The sequence below is a fragment of the Verrucomicrobiaceae bacterium genome, assembly GCA_016713035.1.
GTDB lineage: Bacteria > Verrucomicrobiota > Verrucomicrobiia > Verrucomicrobiales > Verrucomicrobiaceae > Prosthecobacter.
In genome coordinates this window covers 295,547-311,650 of record JADJPW010000007.1, presented here as the reverse complement: position 1 = coordinate 311,650, position 16,104 = coordinate 295,547, and the positions used below count along the sequence as shown (strand labels likewise).

Genomic DNA, 16,104 nt, shown 5'->3' with positions numbered 1-16,104 from the left:
TCCCAGCCCCCACCATGCAAGCCTACCTCACCTTCATCCTCGGCACTATCATCCTGTTATTGCTGATCGTTTACGTCGGCACTGCCGTGCAGAAGACCAAGCGCCTCATCGGCACCCTGCTCGTCGCTCTGACGGCCTTTTCCTCCATCCTCAGTGTGAAGCAGCTCGGTATCCCGCTCGGGATTGACCTCCAGGGCGGCTCGGAGTTCATCGTCGAGATCATGCCCGGCAAATCGGACGACGGCACGGAAAAACCTGTCACTTCGGAGTCCGTCCAGCAGGCCATCAAGATCCTGGAAAAGCGTCTCAATCCAGACGGCCAAAAGGACCTCACCATGCAGCCACAGGGTGAAAACCGCATCGTCATCCAGATGCCTGGCGTCACACCCGCAGAGATCGACAATGTGCGCAAACTCATCCAGCAGGTCGCTCACCTGGAGTTCCGCATGGTGCATGTCCAGCAGGGCTATGACCAGAAGCTCGCTGAACTGAAGAGCACCTCTGGAGTGCGAGATCCTTCCTACATCCTTTTGAAGCAGAAACCCGAGATCGACAAAAAAGGCGTCGAGACTCCGCAGGATGACATCGTCGTGAAGCGCCGCACCGAATTCGAAGGCAAGCACGTCAGCAAAGCCGGTGCCATGTACGATGCCCAGGGCTGGTCTGTGATGCTCGCACTCAATAGTGAAGGTGCCGCCCTCTTCGATGGCGTCGCGCAGAGCAATCAGGGCAACCGCATGGCCATCATCGTCGATGATGTCGTTATCTCTGCTCCAGTGCTCAAAGAGCGTCACTACGGTGGCACCGCCGTCATCAATGGGAACTTCAGCCAGGAGGAGGCCTTTGCCCTCTCCACCATGCTGAACAATCCCATGGAAAACCCGCTCGTCATCGCCTCCGAGAGCAGCGTCTCCTCCGCCTATGGTGCGACCAGCATCAGCCAGGGCAAGTGGGTAGGCATCGCCGCTCTGGCGCTGACCACGCTCTTCATGGTCTTCATTTACCGTCTCGCGGGCCTCGTGGCCATCGCCGGCCTCATCATCAACATGTGCATCCTCTTTGGAGCGATGGCCATCTTCCAGTTCACACTCACCATGCCCGGTATCGCCGGTTTGGTGCTCACCATCGGTATGGCCGTCGATGCGAATGTGCTCATCTATGAGCGCCTACGAGAGGAAATGGAAGACGGCAAGACACTCGCGGGTGCCCTGGATGCCGCGTATGAAAAAGCCTTCTCCGCCATCGCGGACTCGAACATCACCACCCTCATCGCCGCTGTCATCCTCTTCGTCATCTCCGGTGGTCTGGTGAAAGGCTTCGCCGTCACTCTGATGATCGGTCTGATCTCCTCCATGATCGGTGCACTCATCGTCACCCGCGTCATTTTCATGTGGGTCATCGACAAAGGCATCCTCACCACGCTGAAGACCACCCGCATCATCCCGGACAAGGTGTGGGACATCCTCAGCACCGCGCCCAAGTTCATCATCGCCTCCCTCGTCGTCACCGCCATTTCCTTTGGTACACTCTTCTACAAGGGTAAGGACAGCCTCGGCATCGACTTCCGTGGTGGTGGCCGTGTGGATGTCGTCTTCAAAGCCGGTCAGGAAGCTACTGAAAGCGAGCTGAACGACCTCGTCACCCCGCTGAAGCTCTCCGATGGCAAAGCGATCGGTGGATTCACCGCCCAGCTCAAATCTGACCCCGCCACCGGCGGTAAACTCGCCAGCATCCGCTGCGAGCAGGACAGCGCCATCACCATCGACGCTGCCGTCAAAGCCAAGTGGAAAGACGTCAGCACCAGCATCTCCACCGTCGGCAGTGTCTTGGGTGAGGAGTCCATGTACTCGTCCCTTTGGGCATTGGCCGTGGCCCTCGTTGCCATCTTCCTCTACCTGCTTGTGCGTTATGAGTTCGCCTTCGCCCTCGCGGCCATCGTCGCCCTCTTCCATGACGTGCTCATGGTGCCCGGCTTGATCGTCCTCTTCGGCCAGCAGCTCAGCATCATCCACGTCGGCGCGCTGCTCACCATCGCGGGTTACTCCATCAATGACACCATCGTCGTCTTCGACCGCATCCGCGAGACCATCCAGCGCGGCGGTGCAGGCTCCCTGCGTGATCTCATGAACGAGGCCATCTGCAAGACGCTGTCCCGTACCCTCCTTACTGGTCCCACAGCCCTCGCACCCATGATCGTGCTCCTCTTCCTGGGGAATCCCTCCATGCTCGAGTTCGCGCTGCCCATCACCATCGGTGTGCTGCTCGGTACCTACTCCTCCATCTTCATCGCCAGCCCGCTCGTGCTCTGGTATGCGAAGAAGACTGGCACCAGCCTGAAGCGCCAGGTGCTCGATGCCCAGATCGAGCAAATGAAGGCCGAGCAAGCCATCGCTGCTGCCAAAGCAGCCGGCGAGCGTGCCTGATCCGCCTTACTTCAGCTCTAAAACACCTCTCGCATCCGTCTGATCCCCGCTGGTCAGACGGATGCTTTATTTTCCGGCGGAAGATAGGCTGTGAGGGCCGCCGCGAGCTGTGTGACCTGCTGCGTCGAATGTGCCGCGCTCAGAGAGATGCGCAGGCGGGCACTGCCACGAGCCACGGTGGGAAAACGGATCGCTGGGACCAAAAAACCTGCCGCTAGCAGCGCAGCGCTCGATTTCAGCGCCAGAGACTCTGCACCCAAAATGAGCGGTAAAATGGCCGCAGGTCGTGCAGGGGCCGAAATCGCCGTTTGGAGGCTGGAGACATGATTTTGCAGTTTTTGGCGCCTAGCATCTCCATCATCACTCGCGACATGGGCGAGCATCCGTGCCGCTGCATGGGCCAGAAACGGCGGTGGTGCCGTGGAGTAGATAAAACTGCGAGCTCGGTTGATGAGAAGGTCGATGACCACACGCGAAGCGGCGAGGTAGCCACCGCTGAGGCCCAGTGCCTTGCTCAGTGTGCCCATGTGCAGCTCCACGCGGCCCTCCAGGCCTAGCTGAGCCGCCAGTCCCCTGCCCTGTGGGCCCAGGACACCCACCGCATGCGCCTCATCCAGCAGCAGCCAGGCACCGTGCTGTTCCTTTAGCTCAATGATTTCCCGCAGCGCCGCTGCATCACCATCCATGCTGAAAATGGACTCCGTGACGATCAAAACACGTCCAGAGGCCGTGGCCAGCAGGCGAGCGAGCTTTTCGACATGATTATGCGGAAAGACACGAATCGTCGCACCGCTCAGCCTTGCTGCATCGACTAGGCTGGCGTGGCAAAGCTTATCCAGGATGATCGTATCCCCACGGCTCAGGAGTGCGGGGATGACCCCTAGCGCCACCGCATAACCACTGCTGAAACTCAGCGCCGCCTGGGTGCCCTTAAAAGCCGCCAAGGCCTCCTCCAGCTCCGTGTGAGCACGCTGAGTGCCGCAGACTAACCGTGAGGCACCACTGCCACCGCTGTGCTTCGCCAGCCCATCTTCCAAGGCCGCATGCAGCACCTCTGAGCCTGCGAGGCCGAGATAGTCGTTCGAGGAGAAATTCACCACCAGGCGCCCATCACGCATCACTTGCTGCTCCTCACCGGCATCGAGCGTGCGTAGCTCACGCCAGAGATCCTGCGCACGCAGGTCATCGAGTTCAGATTGCAGGCTCCAGTCACGCATGATGGATCACTCTTTGAGCCTGCGCTCGACGACTTCATCTTTTTCCATGCCGAGTGCGCGGGCTTTTTCGTAGTGCCGCTTCGCGAGCTCGATGGCCGGCGGGCGCTGATCGAGCATCATCAGCGCCAGATTGAAGTGCGCAGCGCCATAATCCGGCTTCAAAGTGAGTGCTTTTTGCAGCTCTGCCTGTGCGGCATCTGCCCATCCGAGATTTTTCGCAGCGATGGCCAGGTAATTGTGCGCACGGGCATCCTCTGGCTCCTCATTCACCGCCCGTGCCAGCGCAGAGATGGCAAGATACGTATCGCCCGCCTCTAGGCGCAGCAGACCGAGCGCGAGCCACGAGCTAGCGAGCTCTGGATTGCTCTGCACGGACTTCTCAAAGCACTGCACGGCTTTTTTCATGTCACCGGCTTGTTGCTCCACCGCACCCAGATTGGCCCACACCAGCGCATTCTGCGGATCGAGATCGATCATCTCCTGGTAGGCCTTCCGGGCGGTGGCCCAGTCTTTTTTCGAGAAGGCGGTGGCCGCACGTTGATTGAGCACTTTGGTCAGTGGCGGCAGCTCACCGACTTTTTCGACGGCGGCTGGATTGAGTGGTGCGGCGGCGTCTTGGGCAGACAGCGCAGTAGCGCAGAGGAGGAGGCAGAGGATGAGCTTCATTTTGCGGTATGATGCCCAGAATGTGCCATCTGGAAAACTTCTTGCACATGGAACGTAGAGTCGGATTGTTCGACCGAACAAGAACAACATCACCCTTCCCTATTATGATGCCTCGACAACGCGAAGCCCAGCTCACTGCTCGCCAGCAAGAGCTGCTCGATTATCTCCGCAGCTACCAGCGCTCGGAAGGCGTGATGCCCTCCACGCGTGACATTCAGAAACATTTCGGTTTTTCCAGCCAGACGGCGGCCATGAGCCACCTGCGTGCACTGGAGAAAAAAGGCGTCATCCAGCGCCATGCGCATAAAGCACGCGCCGTGGTCTTCCCAGAGGATCTCGACCGCGCAGAGATCATCGACATTCCCGTATTTGGCACCATCCCGGCGGGGATGCCCAGTGATGTGGCCCAGCATGCAGATGGCTGCATTTCGGTGGATGTGAATACGCTCGGCATCCCACGTACATCGAAGAGCTTTGCTCTCAAAGTGCGGGGAGACAGCATGATCGAAGCGCACATTTGCAGCGGCGATTTTGTGATTTTGGAGATCCGTGAGCCCCGTGAAAAAGACATCGTCGCCGCCCTCATCGACGGCGAGACCACGCTGAAGCGCTACCTCATCAGCAATGGCCAGCCCTTCCTCAAAGCTGAAAATGAGCGCTATCCAGACCTGCTCCCTGCCCAGGAGCTACTCATCCAGGGCGTGATGGTCGGCATGATCCGCCATTTCCGTCGAGACTGAGCCACCTACACCGTGCTGTGGTGAATAGAGAAAATGCCACCTAGCAGAGGCGGAGAGGCCCAGAGCCGCTCTGGCGCTAGGTGCCCTGCTCCAACCAGCGCAAATTTTAGCGAATAATTATGGCATTCGGATTGGGTATCCGTTATTTAGGATGTCTTAAAGATGACCGCCCCTGCGGTCTTCCTGCCATTTTGCCCTCCCGCTATGCCTTCGGCGAAAAAAAGTACGCGCTCTGCCACCAACCGCTCCTTCCGCACGCGGAAAGGTGCTGCTGTGCCGCACATCATCGACTACGAGCCCGAGTCGCCCATCATCCGTGCCCAGGAGGCAGAGGCAGCGAAGCGCCGCGGCTTTCGTAATGCCGTCTGGCTCATCGTCATCATCGGAGCCATCGCTTTGGGCAAAGTCGTCTGGGAGGAAGCCTTCGAAAAAAATGCTCAGTTCCTCCTCCGCCAACTGGTCGTGAATACAGAGGGTCCTCTCTCCGTGCCGCGCATCGTCCGTGCCACAGCGCTCACTCTGGACACGAATCTACTCACCCTGAACATCCGTGATGTCCGCGCTCGATTAGAAAGGCTGCCCCAGGTCAAAAATGTGCGCATCCACCGCGACTACAATGGCCGCCTCACCCTGGATGTCACCCAGCGCATCCCCGTCGCATGGCTGGAATGTGCGAAGCTCAAATACTACGCTGCACGCAGCGGCGCGGGCTGCCTGCTCGATGCGGAGGGCGTGCCCATGCCCTGCGAGGTCATCACCAAAGACTTCCTCAGTCTGCCCACCATCCGCTTTGATGGCCTCAGCCAGGCCTTTTACGGCTCCCCCATCCCGAATGCCCAGGTCCACACCGCACTGAGCCTCCTCAAAGAGCTCAATACCCGTGCCGAGACCAATGATGAAGCCGTAAAGCTCATCATCGTGCCGAATGCATGGTCCATGGAGGCCCACTTCGCCACCGCAGAGAGCAAAGTCATCACCTTCGGCGCAGACGATCTGGAGCAGCAGCTCGAGCGCTACGAGCGCGTGCTCCACAGCACCCGCACACGCCAGTGGAAGCTCGCCACACTCAATCTCATCCCCGCAGGCAACACACCTGTCACTTTTCACGGCACCCCAGACCTCGCCGGAATCACGCTCACGGAGCATACCGTCACACCCTCCAAATAAATCGCCATGGCCAAGAGCAACATCTACGCTGGACTCGAAATCGGGACGCACAAAATCTGCGTCGTCGTCGGTGAAGCAAAAAAAGACGGGGCCATCAAAATCCTCGGCGTCGGCCAGGCCCCTTCACGCGGCGTGCGCAAAGGCGAGATCGTCGATTTTGAAACCGTGCAGACCTGCCTCAACGACGCCCTCGTCCGTGCAGAAGACCGCAGCGATGTCATGATCCGCAATGTCTTCCTCGGCGTCAGCGGTGCCCACATCGAAAGCCTCAACAACCGCGGTTGCCACCGCCTCCCCGACGACCAGACCGAGATCACCGAGGACGATGTCGAAGAGGCCAAAGAAATCGCCCGCAACGTCAGCATCCCGCAGCAAAACGTCTTCCTCCACAGCGTCACCCGCCAATACATCGTCGATGGCGTGGAAGGCGTGCGCCAGCCCATCGGCCGAGAAGGCCGCGTGCTCGAAGCGGACTACCACATCATCCATGGCATCCGTGGCCGCATCCAGAATGCCATCCGCTGTGTGCGTGAGATTCCGCTCGAAGTCGAAGACGTCGTCTTCTGCCCCGTCGCCGCCGCACAGGTCGTCCTCACCCGTGAGGCGAAGGCCCAGGGAGCTCTCATGCTCGACTTCGGCGCAGGCACCTGCGATTACGTGCTTTATGAAGACGGCATGATCACCGCCTCTGGCTGTGTCCCCCTCGGTGGCGACCACATCACCAATGACATCGCGATGGCGCTGGAGATCCCCAATGGCCGCGCAGAGCGCCTCAAAGTCGAAGAAGGCAGCGTCGATTACCAAGACATCGACCCTGATGAAATGATCAACATCGAAGACGATACCGGCCTCATCCTCGGCGAGGTGTCCCGCGCCGTGCTCAATGAAGTCATGTATCTCCGCACCCAGGAGATCCTGGAGACCGTGAAGCTGAAATGTGAAGACCACCTCGGTCGCCTCGGAGCCGGCGTCTTCCTCACGGGCGGCGTCAGCCTCATGAAAGGCATCGAAAACGTCGCGCATGAGGTCTTTGGCCGCAAAATCACCCGCGCAGGCTCTGCACCCGTCAGTGGCATCAGCTCCACCTTTGAAAACCCGCAGTTCTCTGCCCCCATCGGCCTCATCCGCTACGCCCAGATCCTCGACAGCGAGAAACCTTATCTCTCCCCGCTCAAAAGGCTCGGTCGCAGAATGCAGGAGCTGCTTTCCTCTGTCGCACTATGATGGTGCGGTGCCCTTTGGCGTTTTGGAAGTGATCCATCTCACCCGCGGATCGGTGGGCCATACCACACGTAGCACATCAGGTAGATGATGATGCCAGTGACGGAGACATAGAGCCACACGGGCACGGTCCATTTCGCGAGGCGCTTATGCTTATCAAAACGGTGCCGCAGGGCCGGTAGCACCGTCATGATGATCATCGGCAGGTTCAGCACCGCCAGTGGGATATGCGTGATCAGCAGAGCTAAGTAGATCATGCGCACGGTGCCAGTGCCAGCGAAGCGCACATGACCGACCGTGAAGTGATAGTACAAGTAACAACCGAGAAAAGCGGCAGAGAATGCCAGCGCGATGATCATGCTAGCCACATGCGCTTTGCGCTGGCCGATTTTGATCATCGTCAGTCCCAGCAGGATGTGCAGCAGGGCACAGGCATTGAAGATGGTGTAGAGCTTTGGCAGTTCGGTGACGGTCATAGCGCAGAGATCAGAGGTGTTGCGTTCTAGGTCTTATTTCACTTTGCCATCCCGCAGGTCAATGAGGTAGCGCAGCGTCTGGCGGATGTGCTGCTGCCAGTACTTCGCAGTGGCGGGGTCTTGGTTTTGCACGTCTTCCAGACCACGCACATGGCCCTGGTGATCGACGATGGCGATGCGCAGATCGTGCATGTATTTGTCATCAGGCCCGAGGCGCTGATTCTCTGGAATGTCCTCCACTGGGCGGAAGCCGAACTGGCGTGTCATGTAATTGCGCACCTTGGTCTTGTCGCCATTGAGGAACCACCAGCGTGCGTCATCCGGGATTTGGAAGCCTTTGGCGAACTTGGTGAGCTGCTCGGGCGTGTCCTCCGTATCGAGTGTGAAGGAAAGGAAGTGCACCTCAGGATTGGAGGCGAATTCATCATGCAGCTCCTTCATCTGCGCGGTGATGGCGGAGCAGCCACGTGAGCAGCGAGTGAAGACCCACGAGGCGACGAGGATTTTCCCCCGCAGCTCGGCGAGGTGGACAATTTTCCCACTACGCTCGGTGAGCTCCAGATCATCGGTCAGGCGGCTCATGATGGCTGGGCGGGCAGCTTGGCCAGCAGACTCGGCTTTCACACGGTCCATCTCCTGCCGCTGGCGGAAGATGAGCCAGTTGTAGAACACCACGATGCCTAAAGTGATGATGATGATCGGAATCCAGATGGACCAGGGATTCAGCGGGGCTTTCGGAGCAGGTTCAGGGGCGGACATGGCAGTTGCAGGAGAGAAAAAGGGTCAGAGCACAGTTTTTTCATCGCTTCCATGCCAGCACGGTCACGATGAGGATGAGCGGTAGATACATCAGAGTGCAGAAAAAGAGCTTTCTCGCGGTGGGTCGCTCTGGCATGCGATTGAAGCGTAGCGCAAGCCAACTGAGCCATCCACTGAGGAGCAACGCTGGCGGCAAAAACCACCACGCATGCGCTACGCCGCTATACACGGGATAAAGCATCAGCAGCATCGTCGCGAAGGCATAGGCCAGCGCATGGCGGGAGGTACGCACACCGTGCTCGTCCTCATTGGCCAGCATGACGAAGCCGCCTTTGCGGTACTCATCACGGTACATCCAGTTGATCGCCAAAAAGTGCGGTAGTTGCCAAAGAAAGAGCAGAACGAAGAGGTAGATCGCTCCTGGCTCCAGCATGAGCTGCCAGCGGAAGTAAGGCGCAGGCCCCACGGCAGCACCGGCAGCGCCCGCCCAGCCGATGAGGGGTGGCAAAGCGCCTGAGACAGCACCTACGAGCGTATTGGACGGGCTTTGGCGCTTCAGCGGTGTGTAGATGAAGAGGTACACGGCCAGTGTCAGAGCTGTGAGGGCCGCAGACTCCACATTCACGCGGTGGACCAGGTGAATGAGCGCTACCGCACTCAGCAGCCATCCCAGGCCAAAGGCCGTGGATGGACTCACGCGGCCAGAGGGCAGCGGGCGATCTGCCGTGCGCTGCATGCGGCTATCCGGCTCGATTTCCATGAGCTGATTAAACACCGCCGCACCAAAAGCCGCCAGCGTGCTGCCGATGAGTGTGTGGATCATGAGCCAAACATCCAGCGGCCGGTCAGCACGCAGCCAGAATCCCACGAAGGTGGTCACAATGACCAGCGCACTGAGGCGGAATTTCGTGAGGGTGAGCAGATCGCGGGCAGACATACAGTTGGGGGGCGGAGACTAGGCCGTGTTTAGAATACTGAAACGGCAAATTTGCATGGCTGCGATGCTCCGGCCCGAAAGTGGAAGGAAACCGTCGCTCATCTACGGTGCAGGCCGCCGCAGATGGCGCAAAGCGGCGTCCTGCATGAACTCGATGGCCTCGGCGGTATTGGAGTGACCCGCTAGGACATCGGCATGGATGTTTTTGGGCACACGGAGGGCATTGTAGGCGGCGTACACGCTGGTGGGAGGGCAGGTGGTGTCGATGTAGCCTACGGTGAGGGCAGCACCTTGGCATTTCGCCTGCGTGGCGAAATTCACACAGTCAAAGTAGCGTGAGGTCTGGAGCGCAGCGGCGTCTGGCTTTCCATCTGGGCCCAGGGGCACGATTTTCGGCCAGCCGCTGATGCGTCTAGCCTGGCTGCCGGTGTGATCGCAGCCAGCGGGCACGCCAGCACAGATGAAGGTGACACGCTCATCGAGCCCGGCAGCCGCGAGTGCCTGGAATCCGCCCTGACTGCTACCATAGACGATGAGAGTGCGTCCATCCCACTCCGGCCGCGCTGTGAGGAAGTCGATCGCACGGATGAGGCGCAGGAACATGCCTTTGAAGTAGCAGCTCTCGCGGTCTTTGTTGCCGATGGCGCGGTAGTCACGCAGCTCGCCCGCGCTCAGGGCATCGTAAAACGCTTGTGGTTTGCCGTTCGGGATGCCGTGGGCGTTGATGTCCATCGCGAGCATGCCGTCGGCTTTTTTTAGCACCCAACTGGCGCATCCTTGGTTGGCGCTTCGCACGCCTGCGCCGTGGACGAGTAGGATCGCGGGCTGGGATTTTGGCGCAGCGGTGGGCAGCTTCGCAAAATAGCCGGAGACGGGTTTTCCACCTGCGCAGTCGATTTGCACATCGAAGAGCTCGGTGCCCTTGAAGGACGAGGGTAGGGACTTGAGCACGGATATGGCCGGTACGGCGGCTAGGGCGGCTTTTTGGGCCTTCCAGAAGGCATCGAAGTCCTCTGGCACGGGCATGCTGGGCTGGATTTTCAGCGGATCAAAGGCTGCAGAGGCCAGCGCGGTGGCTTTGCCGCTGGTGACGCGGAGTTGGAGAAAGCCCGCAGACTCCCGTGTGCCGGTGAGGGCCAACTTGCCGCCATGGAGGGTGATTTTCTTCGCAGGCTGTGGATGCAGGCCATCTTCGCTGAAGATGCAGGTGAGCTCGGCAGGCTGCGAGGCCTCAATCGTGAAGGTAGCGGCCTCTCCGGCCTTATAAATAGCATCGGGGCGATCCGTGCTGACTTTCAGCGTGAGCGCCGGAGCAGCTTTTGCGGGTGTGTCAGTCTTCTGGGCTAGAAGTGGTCCGGTCGTGGCCAATATTGCCACAAGGAGGAAGGCGCGGTGTTTCATGATGGTTGAGGCTTTGAAATAAAAAGCGATCTCATTCCACAGGCTGGCCCACGGTGGCGGGCTCTGCTTTTTCCTGCGGCAGCAGTAGCGCGATGAGAGCAGCCGGGATGAAAAGGAAGCTGGCCGCGAGCATGGCGGAGCGCACATCTGGGATGGTTTGATACACGCCAAAGAACACCGTGCCTGCTGCGGCGATGATGCGGCCAAAATTATAGCAGAATCCCGCGCCCGTGGTGCGCAGCAGCACCGGGAAGAGTGGCGGCAGGCACATGGTGAAGAGACCAAACACGCCCTGACACACGCCGATGAGGCCAAAGAGCCACATCGTTTCATTCAGCGACCAATCACCTTTAAAAGTGACGAACATGACGCCGAAATAAGCCAGCAGCATGAGCGAGATGGTGCGGCGGTAGCCCATGAGCTTCGCTAGGCCGCCCGCGACGAAATTCCCGAGGATCGAACCGAACATGATCCACATCAGCGCAGCTCCGAGAGCACCTGCCTGACCCACTTTATCCATCGCGATGACCTCCGGCAGTTGTTTGACCACTTTGGCCTGCCAGAAGAGGAAGGCCCAGTGCGCGGTGAGTGATACGCCGCAGATGATGAGCACTCGCCATGTCGTGCTGCGCACTGCGGGCCCGAAAAGCTCACTCACACGTGGCACAATCTGGCCTTCGCGGGCATTTTCCCACGCCTCGGGCTCGGGCACGGCCTTGCGAATCCATACCGTGACGAGTGCTGGCAAGATGCCGACGAGGAAGAGATACTTCGGCTCAAAATCCGCCAGGAGCCAATGCGCTAACACTGCGAGCAACACACCAAAATTCACCGCTGTTTGCAGCACCGCTGCGATCCACGGACGCCATTTGCTAGGCCATGTCTCCGAAAGCAAGGAGGCACCCACCGCCCACTCACCGCCGATGCCTAGGGCCGAGAGAAAGCGGCAGATCATGAGGTGCCACCACTCCGTCGCGAAGAAGGACAGGCCCGTGAAGAGCGCATACGTCAAGATGGTGAGCATCAGCGCCTTGCTGCGCCCGAGCAGATCGCCCACACGGCCAAAAAAGCCGCCACCGACTGCCCAACCGACAAGGAATGCCGCCTGGATGATGGAGCCCTTTTGCCCCACATCCGCGTGGTCCTGCGGCAGGTCCATGAGCTGCGCGACAAACACAACCCACACCAGTGTGTAGAGATGCATGTCGAGCCCGTCAAAGAGCCATCCTAGCCATGCAGCGATGCCAGATTTCCACTGTTGGGGCGAGAGATCGCGCAGATGATGAATTTCGGGGGAAGGGGAGGCAGTGTGGCTCATGTGGGCCCGAGTCTTTCGCAGTGCAGCACGGATGGCAAGCCTGGATACGCTGCATGAAAAACGCCAGAAATCAGCGCAAGTCACCGTTTCTGCGCCGCCCATGAAAAACTGCCTCTTTGCCTTCCTTTTCCTCACGACACACCTTTTTGCCGCCGATGCAGAGGCCCTGCGCCAGCTCGGGGCGAAGGTCACCGAGTCACAGGGCGTCATCACGCAGGTGCAGGTGAAGTGTGATGCCTTCACTGAGGCGGATTTCCGCACGCTGGGAAGCTACACGACCATCAAAGACCTCACTCTCAGCGGCAAAACGATCACCGACAGCACGCTAGCTCTACTCACTGGCCTGACAGAGCTGGAGCGCATCAGCGCTGATGGCATCCAGCTCACCGATGCAGGGTACAAGCACTTCGCTGCCTTTCAGAAGCTCAAGTCCCTCTCGCTCTTTCATCCAGCATTTCGCTCGAAGGACTTTACTGGCAGTGGTTTGGCACATTTGAAGGCTCTGCCACAACTGGAGCGGCTGACCTTTGCCGGATCGACGGCAGGTGATGCGGCGCTGGAGGCCATCGGCCAGCTCACACAGCTCAAGGAATTCCGCACCTGGCACACAGCGCAGACGCAGGCCGGGAACGTACACCTTTTGAAGCTAGTGAACCTCACCGGACTGCGGATGGGCCAGCGACTCCCAGAGTGGGGCAAGGACTCGCCAGCGAGCTTTGATTCATCCACCATGTCAGTGATCGCTCAGCTCCAGAAGCTAGAGTCCCTGGAGCTCACCGAGGCACGACTCGATGCGGGCATCCTGCCACATCTGCGGGCCCTGCCTGCACTCAAAAAACTACGCATCGAGTCCGTGGACATCTCCAGCGCCGATGTGGAAGCCATCCGCGCCGCATTGCCAGCCTGCAAAGTCGATCACATCGCGATGAGCGATGCAGAGAAAGAATCGCTGCTGAAGAAAAAGCTGCGGCTCTGATGGGACTCCTGCAAATCACACGAGCGCGGCGATGCGGCGGCAGACTTCCTCCACGTTCGCACGGCTGTTGAAGGCGCTGATGCGGAAATAGCCCTCGCCGGCGCTGCCGAAGCCGCTGCCGGGCGTGATGACCACATTGGCTTCGTTGAGCATCTTATCAAACATCTGCCAGCTCGTGAGGCCGTTCGGGCAGCCAACCCAGACATAAGGCGCATTCACACCACCAAAGACGGAGAGTCCGGCCTTTTTGCATGCATCGACGAGCAGTGTGGCATTGCCCATGTAGTGCTCGATGAGCGCTGCGACCTGCTTTTTGCCCTCAGGGCTGTAAACGGCCTCTGCACCGCGCTGCACGATGTAGCTGGTGCCATTGAACTTGGTGCTGTGGCGGCGACTCCAGAGCGGATGGATGGCCTGCTTGGTGCCGTCCTGCTTTTTACCCATGAGGCCCTTTGGAATGATCACCACGCCGCAGCGCACGCCCGTGAAACCACCGTTTTTACTAAAGCTGCGGAACTCAATGGCGCAGTCGCGTGCACCGGGGATTTCATAAATGGAGCGCGGCAGCTCTGCATCGCGGATGAAGGCCTCGTAGGCAGCGTCGTAGAGAAGCGTGGTGCCATTGGCCAGAGCGTATTTCACCCAGGCTTCGAGCTGGGCACGTGTCGCGACAGCGCCAGTCGGATTATTCGGGTAGCAGAGATAGACGAGATCCATCGGCTCATTCGGGATCTCAGGCACAAAACCATTCTCGGGGGTGCATTTCAGGTAATGCAGGCCTGCATAGGCACCATTCTCGTCCGCATCGCCGGTATTGCCTGCCATGACGTTCGTATCGACATACACGGGGTAAACCGGGTCCGTGATGGCCGTTTTATTGCCACGGCCAAAAATGTCGAGGATGTTCCCCGTATCGCACTTGCTGCCATCGGAGATGAAAATTTCGTCCGCATCGACTTGGATGCCCCGAGCCTTAAAATCATGCTCCGCGATAGCATTGCGCAGGAAGTCGTAGCCCTGCTCAGGGCCGTATCCGCGGAAGGAGGCGCGGTCACCCATCTCATCGACGGCTTTGTGCATCGCATCGCGCACGGCCTGGGGAAGCGCCTCCGTCACATCACCGATCCCGCAGCGGATGAGGCGCTTCGCGGCCTCTGTGTTCGCCTCCGTAAAGGCCTTCACGCGACGAGCGATTTCGGGGAAGAGGTAACCAGCTTTGAGTTTGTTGTAGTTTTCGTTGATGTAGGCCATGGCGGTGAAAAAGGGCGGCCAGTGTGGCGAGGCCGCAGAGCATGGTCAAGAAGTGCGCGAAACCACCCCCCAAGCTCCCAAGCGGTAGCTTTGCAACATGCATAAAGGGACAGACACTTTGTAGCATCACTTATTGCGCAAGACGGGCCTTTGATCGCCGCGTCCTTTCTGAGGATCACGTAGTTTAGCATGCTCTACCGCCTTTGAGTTGTGAGGAGCTTCGTGTCCTAAATGGAAATAATCCTGTCATCTGGTGAATAGGCTCTGATTTTTGAAGTGGAACCGCGCCGCATGGAAATTCTACTCAATATGAATTCACCACATGATCCTTCGCGAGTTGAACGCCACACATGAATTATCTGTCTTCGTGAAACGAACCATACTCTTTAGGCTTCTTGAATTTCAAACACCGGACTCACTCCTGACAGTTTTTAAATTGCGATCACACGAGCTTTTCTGTTAATGTAGCACCCCACTGGCGAAAAAATCCAACCACCATGCCTGCCAAGTTCCAATTGATGACATGCCTTGTGATCCTTGCCGGATTCGCAGCGCCACAGGCTCATGCGCAGCTCAGCTTCTTCAAGAAAAAGAAAGAAGCCGATGACGATAAGCAAATCCTCGTAGCCGCCGTCACGCCAAAGACCTCCTCCACTGGCATTTCGAGTGGTTCTTCTACCGCTAAGAAATCCGCCACGCTGCCTCGCATCGAGATCCCCAGCGCCACTGCACCCGGCACGGGATACGCACGCTACCCATGGAAGCTCGACATCGTCTCCACCGTCTTCTGGGTCGGTGAGTCACCCACAGAGAACAATCCCGTCCCCAATGACAAAAGCTCTTGGGACACCGAGTGGCAGAAAAATTTCGGCGGATTCGACGACCCAGATCGTGCAAATCGCACGGATCACTTCACTCCCGCTGCCTTCACACCGAAGCAGAATCCATTCTACATCGCCCTGCCCTACAACGACGTCATCGACTACAACACCCACAAGTCGAAGGCCAAAGTCATGATCCCTTGGTTCAAAGAAAAATTCAAGCGTGAGGGCAAATCCGTCCTCAAGGGCACATGGGTCGCGATCCGTCATGGCAACCGCGTCTGCTACGCCCAATGGGAAGACTGTGGTCCTTTTGAAACCGATGATGTCGAGTACGTCTTCGGCAACTCTCGCCCTCGCAATACCAGCAACAACGGTGCGGGCATCGACATCTCCCCTGCCGTGCGTGATTACCTCGGACTCAATAGCATGAGCAAATGCGACTGGCGCTTTGTCGATGTCAGTGAAGTCCCCGCAGGCCCCTGGAGAAACTGGGGCTCGAACAATCCCTTCGCCCACCGTCTGCCGCAGCAAAGCGACCCCGTCCGCACCAAAACGGAGATCTCCAATCGCCTCGATGAACTGCGTCGCATGCGGGATGAGTACTTTAAGTCCAGAGGTCAGTGAACGAGCTGATTCAGCTCCTCCACACGCTCAACCCACCAGACCGTATTCTCACGCGGCAGGAGCAGCTCACTGCGTAATGCACATCAGCAGCGCTGGAAATGCCG

Annotated in this window: 14 protein-coding genes; 6 read left to right on the top strand and 8 right to left on the bottom strand. The window is 58.7% G+C overall.

Annotated elements, in window-relative coordinates:
* Nucleotides 1-14 precede the first annotated feature (14 nt).
* Entirely contained in the window at nucleotides 15-2,423 is a 2,409-nt protein-coding gene (secD, locus tag IPK32_20775; GenBank protein ID MBK8094325.1) for a protein translocase subunit SecD, read from the top strand.
* Between the two features lie 53 nt (nucleotides 2,424-2,476).
* Here secD and IPK32_20770 read toward each other — a convergent pair whose 3' ends face one another.
* Entirely contained in the window at nucleotides 2,477-3,640 is a 1,164-nt protein-coding gene (locus IPK32_20770) for an 8-amino-7-oxononanoate synthase (GenBank protein MBK8094324.1), read from the bottom strand.
* A gap of 6 nt (nucleotides 3,641-3,646) precedes the next feature.
* The gene (locus IPK32_20765) at nucleotides 3,647-4,306 is read right to left on the bottom strand and encodes a tetratricopeptide repeat protein (protein ID MBK8094323.1); all 660 of its coding nucleotides are present in this window, start codon (nucleotides 4,304-4,306) and stop codon (nucleotides 3,647-3,649) included.
* 107 nt (nucleotides 4,307-4,413) lie between these two features.
* On the opposite strand from IPK32_20765, the gene lexA reads away from it, so the two are divergent.
* The 3 genes from lexA (at nucleotide 4,414) to ftsA (ending at nucleotide 7,437) form a co-directional block, all read left to right on the top strand.
* The gene (lexA, locus tag IPK32_20760; protein ID MBK8094322.1) at nucleotides 4,414-5,046 is read left to right on the top strand and encodes a repressor LexA; all 633 of its coding nucleotides are present in this window, start codon (nucleotides 4,414-4,416) and stop codon (nucleotides 5,044-5,046) included.
* Nucleotides 5,047-5,208: 162 nt separating this feature from the next.
* Complete coding sequence (locus tag IPK32_20755) at nucleotides 5,209-6,213, top strand: FtsQ-type POTRA domain-containing protein (GenBank protein ID MBK8094321.1); 1,005 nt, start codon at nucleotides 5,209-5,211, stop codon at nucleotides 6,211-6,213.
* A gap of 6 nt (nucleotides 6,214-6,219) precedes the next feature.
* Nucleotides 6,220-7,437: a cell division protein FtsA gene (gene ftsA, locus IPK32_20750; protein ID MBK8094320.1), complete on the top strand. Its 1,218-nt coding sequence runs from the start codon at nucleotides 6,220-6,222 to the stop codon at nucleotides 7,435-7,437.
* Between the two features lie 38 nt (nucleotides 7,438-7,475).
* On the opposite strand, the gene IPK32_20745 is transcribed toward ftsA, so the two are convergent.
* From IPK32_20745 to IPK32_20725, 5 genes are all read right to left on the bottom strand, one after another.
* Complete coding sequence (locus IPK32_20745; GenBank protein MBK8094319.1) at nucleotides 7,476-7,910, bottom strand: DUF420 domain-containing protein; 435 nt, start codon at nucleotides 7,908-7,910, stop codon at nucleotides 7,476-7,478.
* 33 nt (nucleotides 7,911-7,943) lie between these two features.
* Entirely contained in the window at nucleotides 7,944-8,669 is a 726-nt protein-coding gene (locus tag IPK32_20740; GenBank protein ID MBK8094318.1) for an SCO family protein, read from the bottom strand.
* A 40-nt stretch (nucleotides 8,670-8,709) separates the two neighbouring features.
* The gene (cyoE, locus tag IPK32_20735; protein ID MBK8094317.1) at nucleotides 8,710-9,606 is read right to left on the bottom strand and encodes a protoheme IX farnesyltransferase; all 897 of its coding nucleotides are present in this window, start codon (nucleotides 9,604-9,606) and stop codon (nucleotides 8,710-8,712) included.
* Between the two features lie 102 nt (nucleotides 9,607-9,708).
* Nucleotides 9,709-11,007, bottom strand: a complete 1,299-nt coding sequence (locus tag IPK32_20730; protein MBK8094316.1) for an alpha/beta fold hydrolase — start codon at nucleotides 11,005-11,007, stop codon at nucleotides 9,709-9,711.
* A 31-nt stretch (nucleotides 11,008-11,038) separates the two neighbouring features.
* On the bottom strand, nucleotides 11,039-12,325 hold the full coding sequence (locus IPK32_20725; protein ID MBK8094315.1) for an MFS transporter: 1,287 nt from the start codon (nucleotides 12,323-12,325) through the stop codon (nucleotides 11,039-11,041).
* 100 nt (nucleotides 12,326-12,425) lie between these two features.
* Between IPK32_20725 and IPK32_20720 the strand changes: the two genes are divergently transcribed.
* The gene (locus tag IPK32_20720) at nucleotides 12,426-13,301 is read left to right on the top strand and encodes a hypothetical protein (protein ID MBK8094314.1); all 876 of its coding nucleotides are present in this window, start codon (nucleotides 12,426-12,428) and stop codon (nucleotides 13,299-13,301) included.
* 15 nt (nucleotides 13,302-13,316) lie between these two features.
* Here the strand turns inward: IPK32_20720 and IPK32_20715 are convergent, their stop codons facing one another.
* Nucleotides 13,317-14,552, bottom strand: coding sequence for an LL-diaminopimelate aminotransferase (locus tag IPK32_20715; protein ID MBK8094313.1), 1,236 nt, complete (start codon nucleotides 14,550-14,552; stop codon nucleotides 13,317-13,319).
* A gap of 497 nt (nucleotides 14,553-15,049) precedes the next feature.
* On the opposite strand from IPK32_20715, the gene IPK32_20710 reads away from it, so the two are divergent.
* Entirely contained in the window at nucleotides 15,050-16,000 is a 951-nt protein-coding gene (locus IPK32_20710; protein ID MBK8094312.1) for a hypothetical protein, read from the top strand.
* The last annotated feature ends 104 nt before the right edge of the window (nucleotides 16,001-16,104 follow it).

What these genes read in the sequence shown, in the direction of transcription:
- secD (MBK8094325.1), top strand. Translation starts at nt 15, where the DNA reads ATGCAAGCCTACCTCACCTTCATCCTCGGCACTATCATCCTGTTATTG.
- IPK32_20770 (MBK8094324.1), bottom strand. Translation starts at nt 3,640, where the DNA reads ATGCGTGACTGGAGCCTGCAATCTGAACTCGATGACCTGCGTGCGCAG.
- IPK32_20765 (MBK8094323.1), bottom strand. Translation starts at nt 4,306, where the DNA reads ATGAAGCTCATCCTCTGCCTCCTCCTCTGCGCTACTGCGCTGTCTGCC.
- lexA (MBK8094322.1), top strand. Translation starts at nt 4,414, where the DNA reads ATGCCTCGACAACGCGAAGCCCAGCTCACTGCTCGCCAGCAAGAGCTG.
- IPK32_20755 (MBK8094321.1), top strand. Translation starts at nt 5,209, where the DNA reads ATGACCGCCCCTGCGGTCTTCCTGCCATTTTGCCCTCCCGCTATGCCT.
- ftsA (MBK8094320.1), top strand. Translation starts at nt 6,220, where the DNA reads ATGGCCAAGAGCAACATCTACGCTGGACTCGAAATCGGGACGCACAAA.
- IPK32_20745 (MBK8094319.1), bottom strand. Translation starts at nt 7,910, where the DNA reads ATGACCGTCACCGAACTGCCAAAGCTCTACACCATCTTCAATGCCTGT.
- IPK32_20740 (MBK8094318.1), bottom strand. Translation starts at nt 8,669, where the DNA reads ATGTCCGCCCCTGAACCTGCTCCGAAAGCCCCGCTGAATCCCTGGTCC.
- cyoE (MBK8094317.1), bottom strand. Translation starts at nt 9,606, where the DNA reads ATGTCTGCCCGCGATCTGCTCACCCTCACGAAATTCCGCCTCAGTGCG.
- IPK32_20730 (MBK8094316.1), bottom strand. Translation starts at nt 11,007, where the DNA reads ATGAAACACCGCGCCTTCCTCCTTGTGGCAATATTGGCCACGACCGGA.
- IPK32_20725 (MBK8094315.1), bottom strand. Translation starts at nt 12,325, where the DNA reads ATGAGCCACACTGCCTCCCCTTCCCCCGAAATTCATCATCTGCGCGAT.
- IPK32_20720 (MBK8094314.1), top strand. Translation starts at nt 12,426, where the DNA reads ATGAAAAACTGCCTCTTTGCCTTCCTTTTCCTCACGACACACCTTTTT.
- IPK32_20715 (MBK8094313.1), bottom strand. Translation starts at nt 14,552, where the DNA reads ATGGCCTACATCAACGAAAACTACAACAAACTCAAAGCTGGTTACCTC.
- IPK32_20710 (MBK8094312.1), top strand. Translation starts at nt 15,050, where the DNA reads ATGCCTGCCAAGTTCCAATTGATGACATGCCTTGTGATCCTTGCCGGA.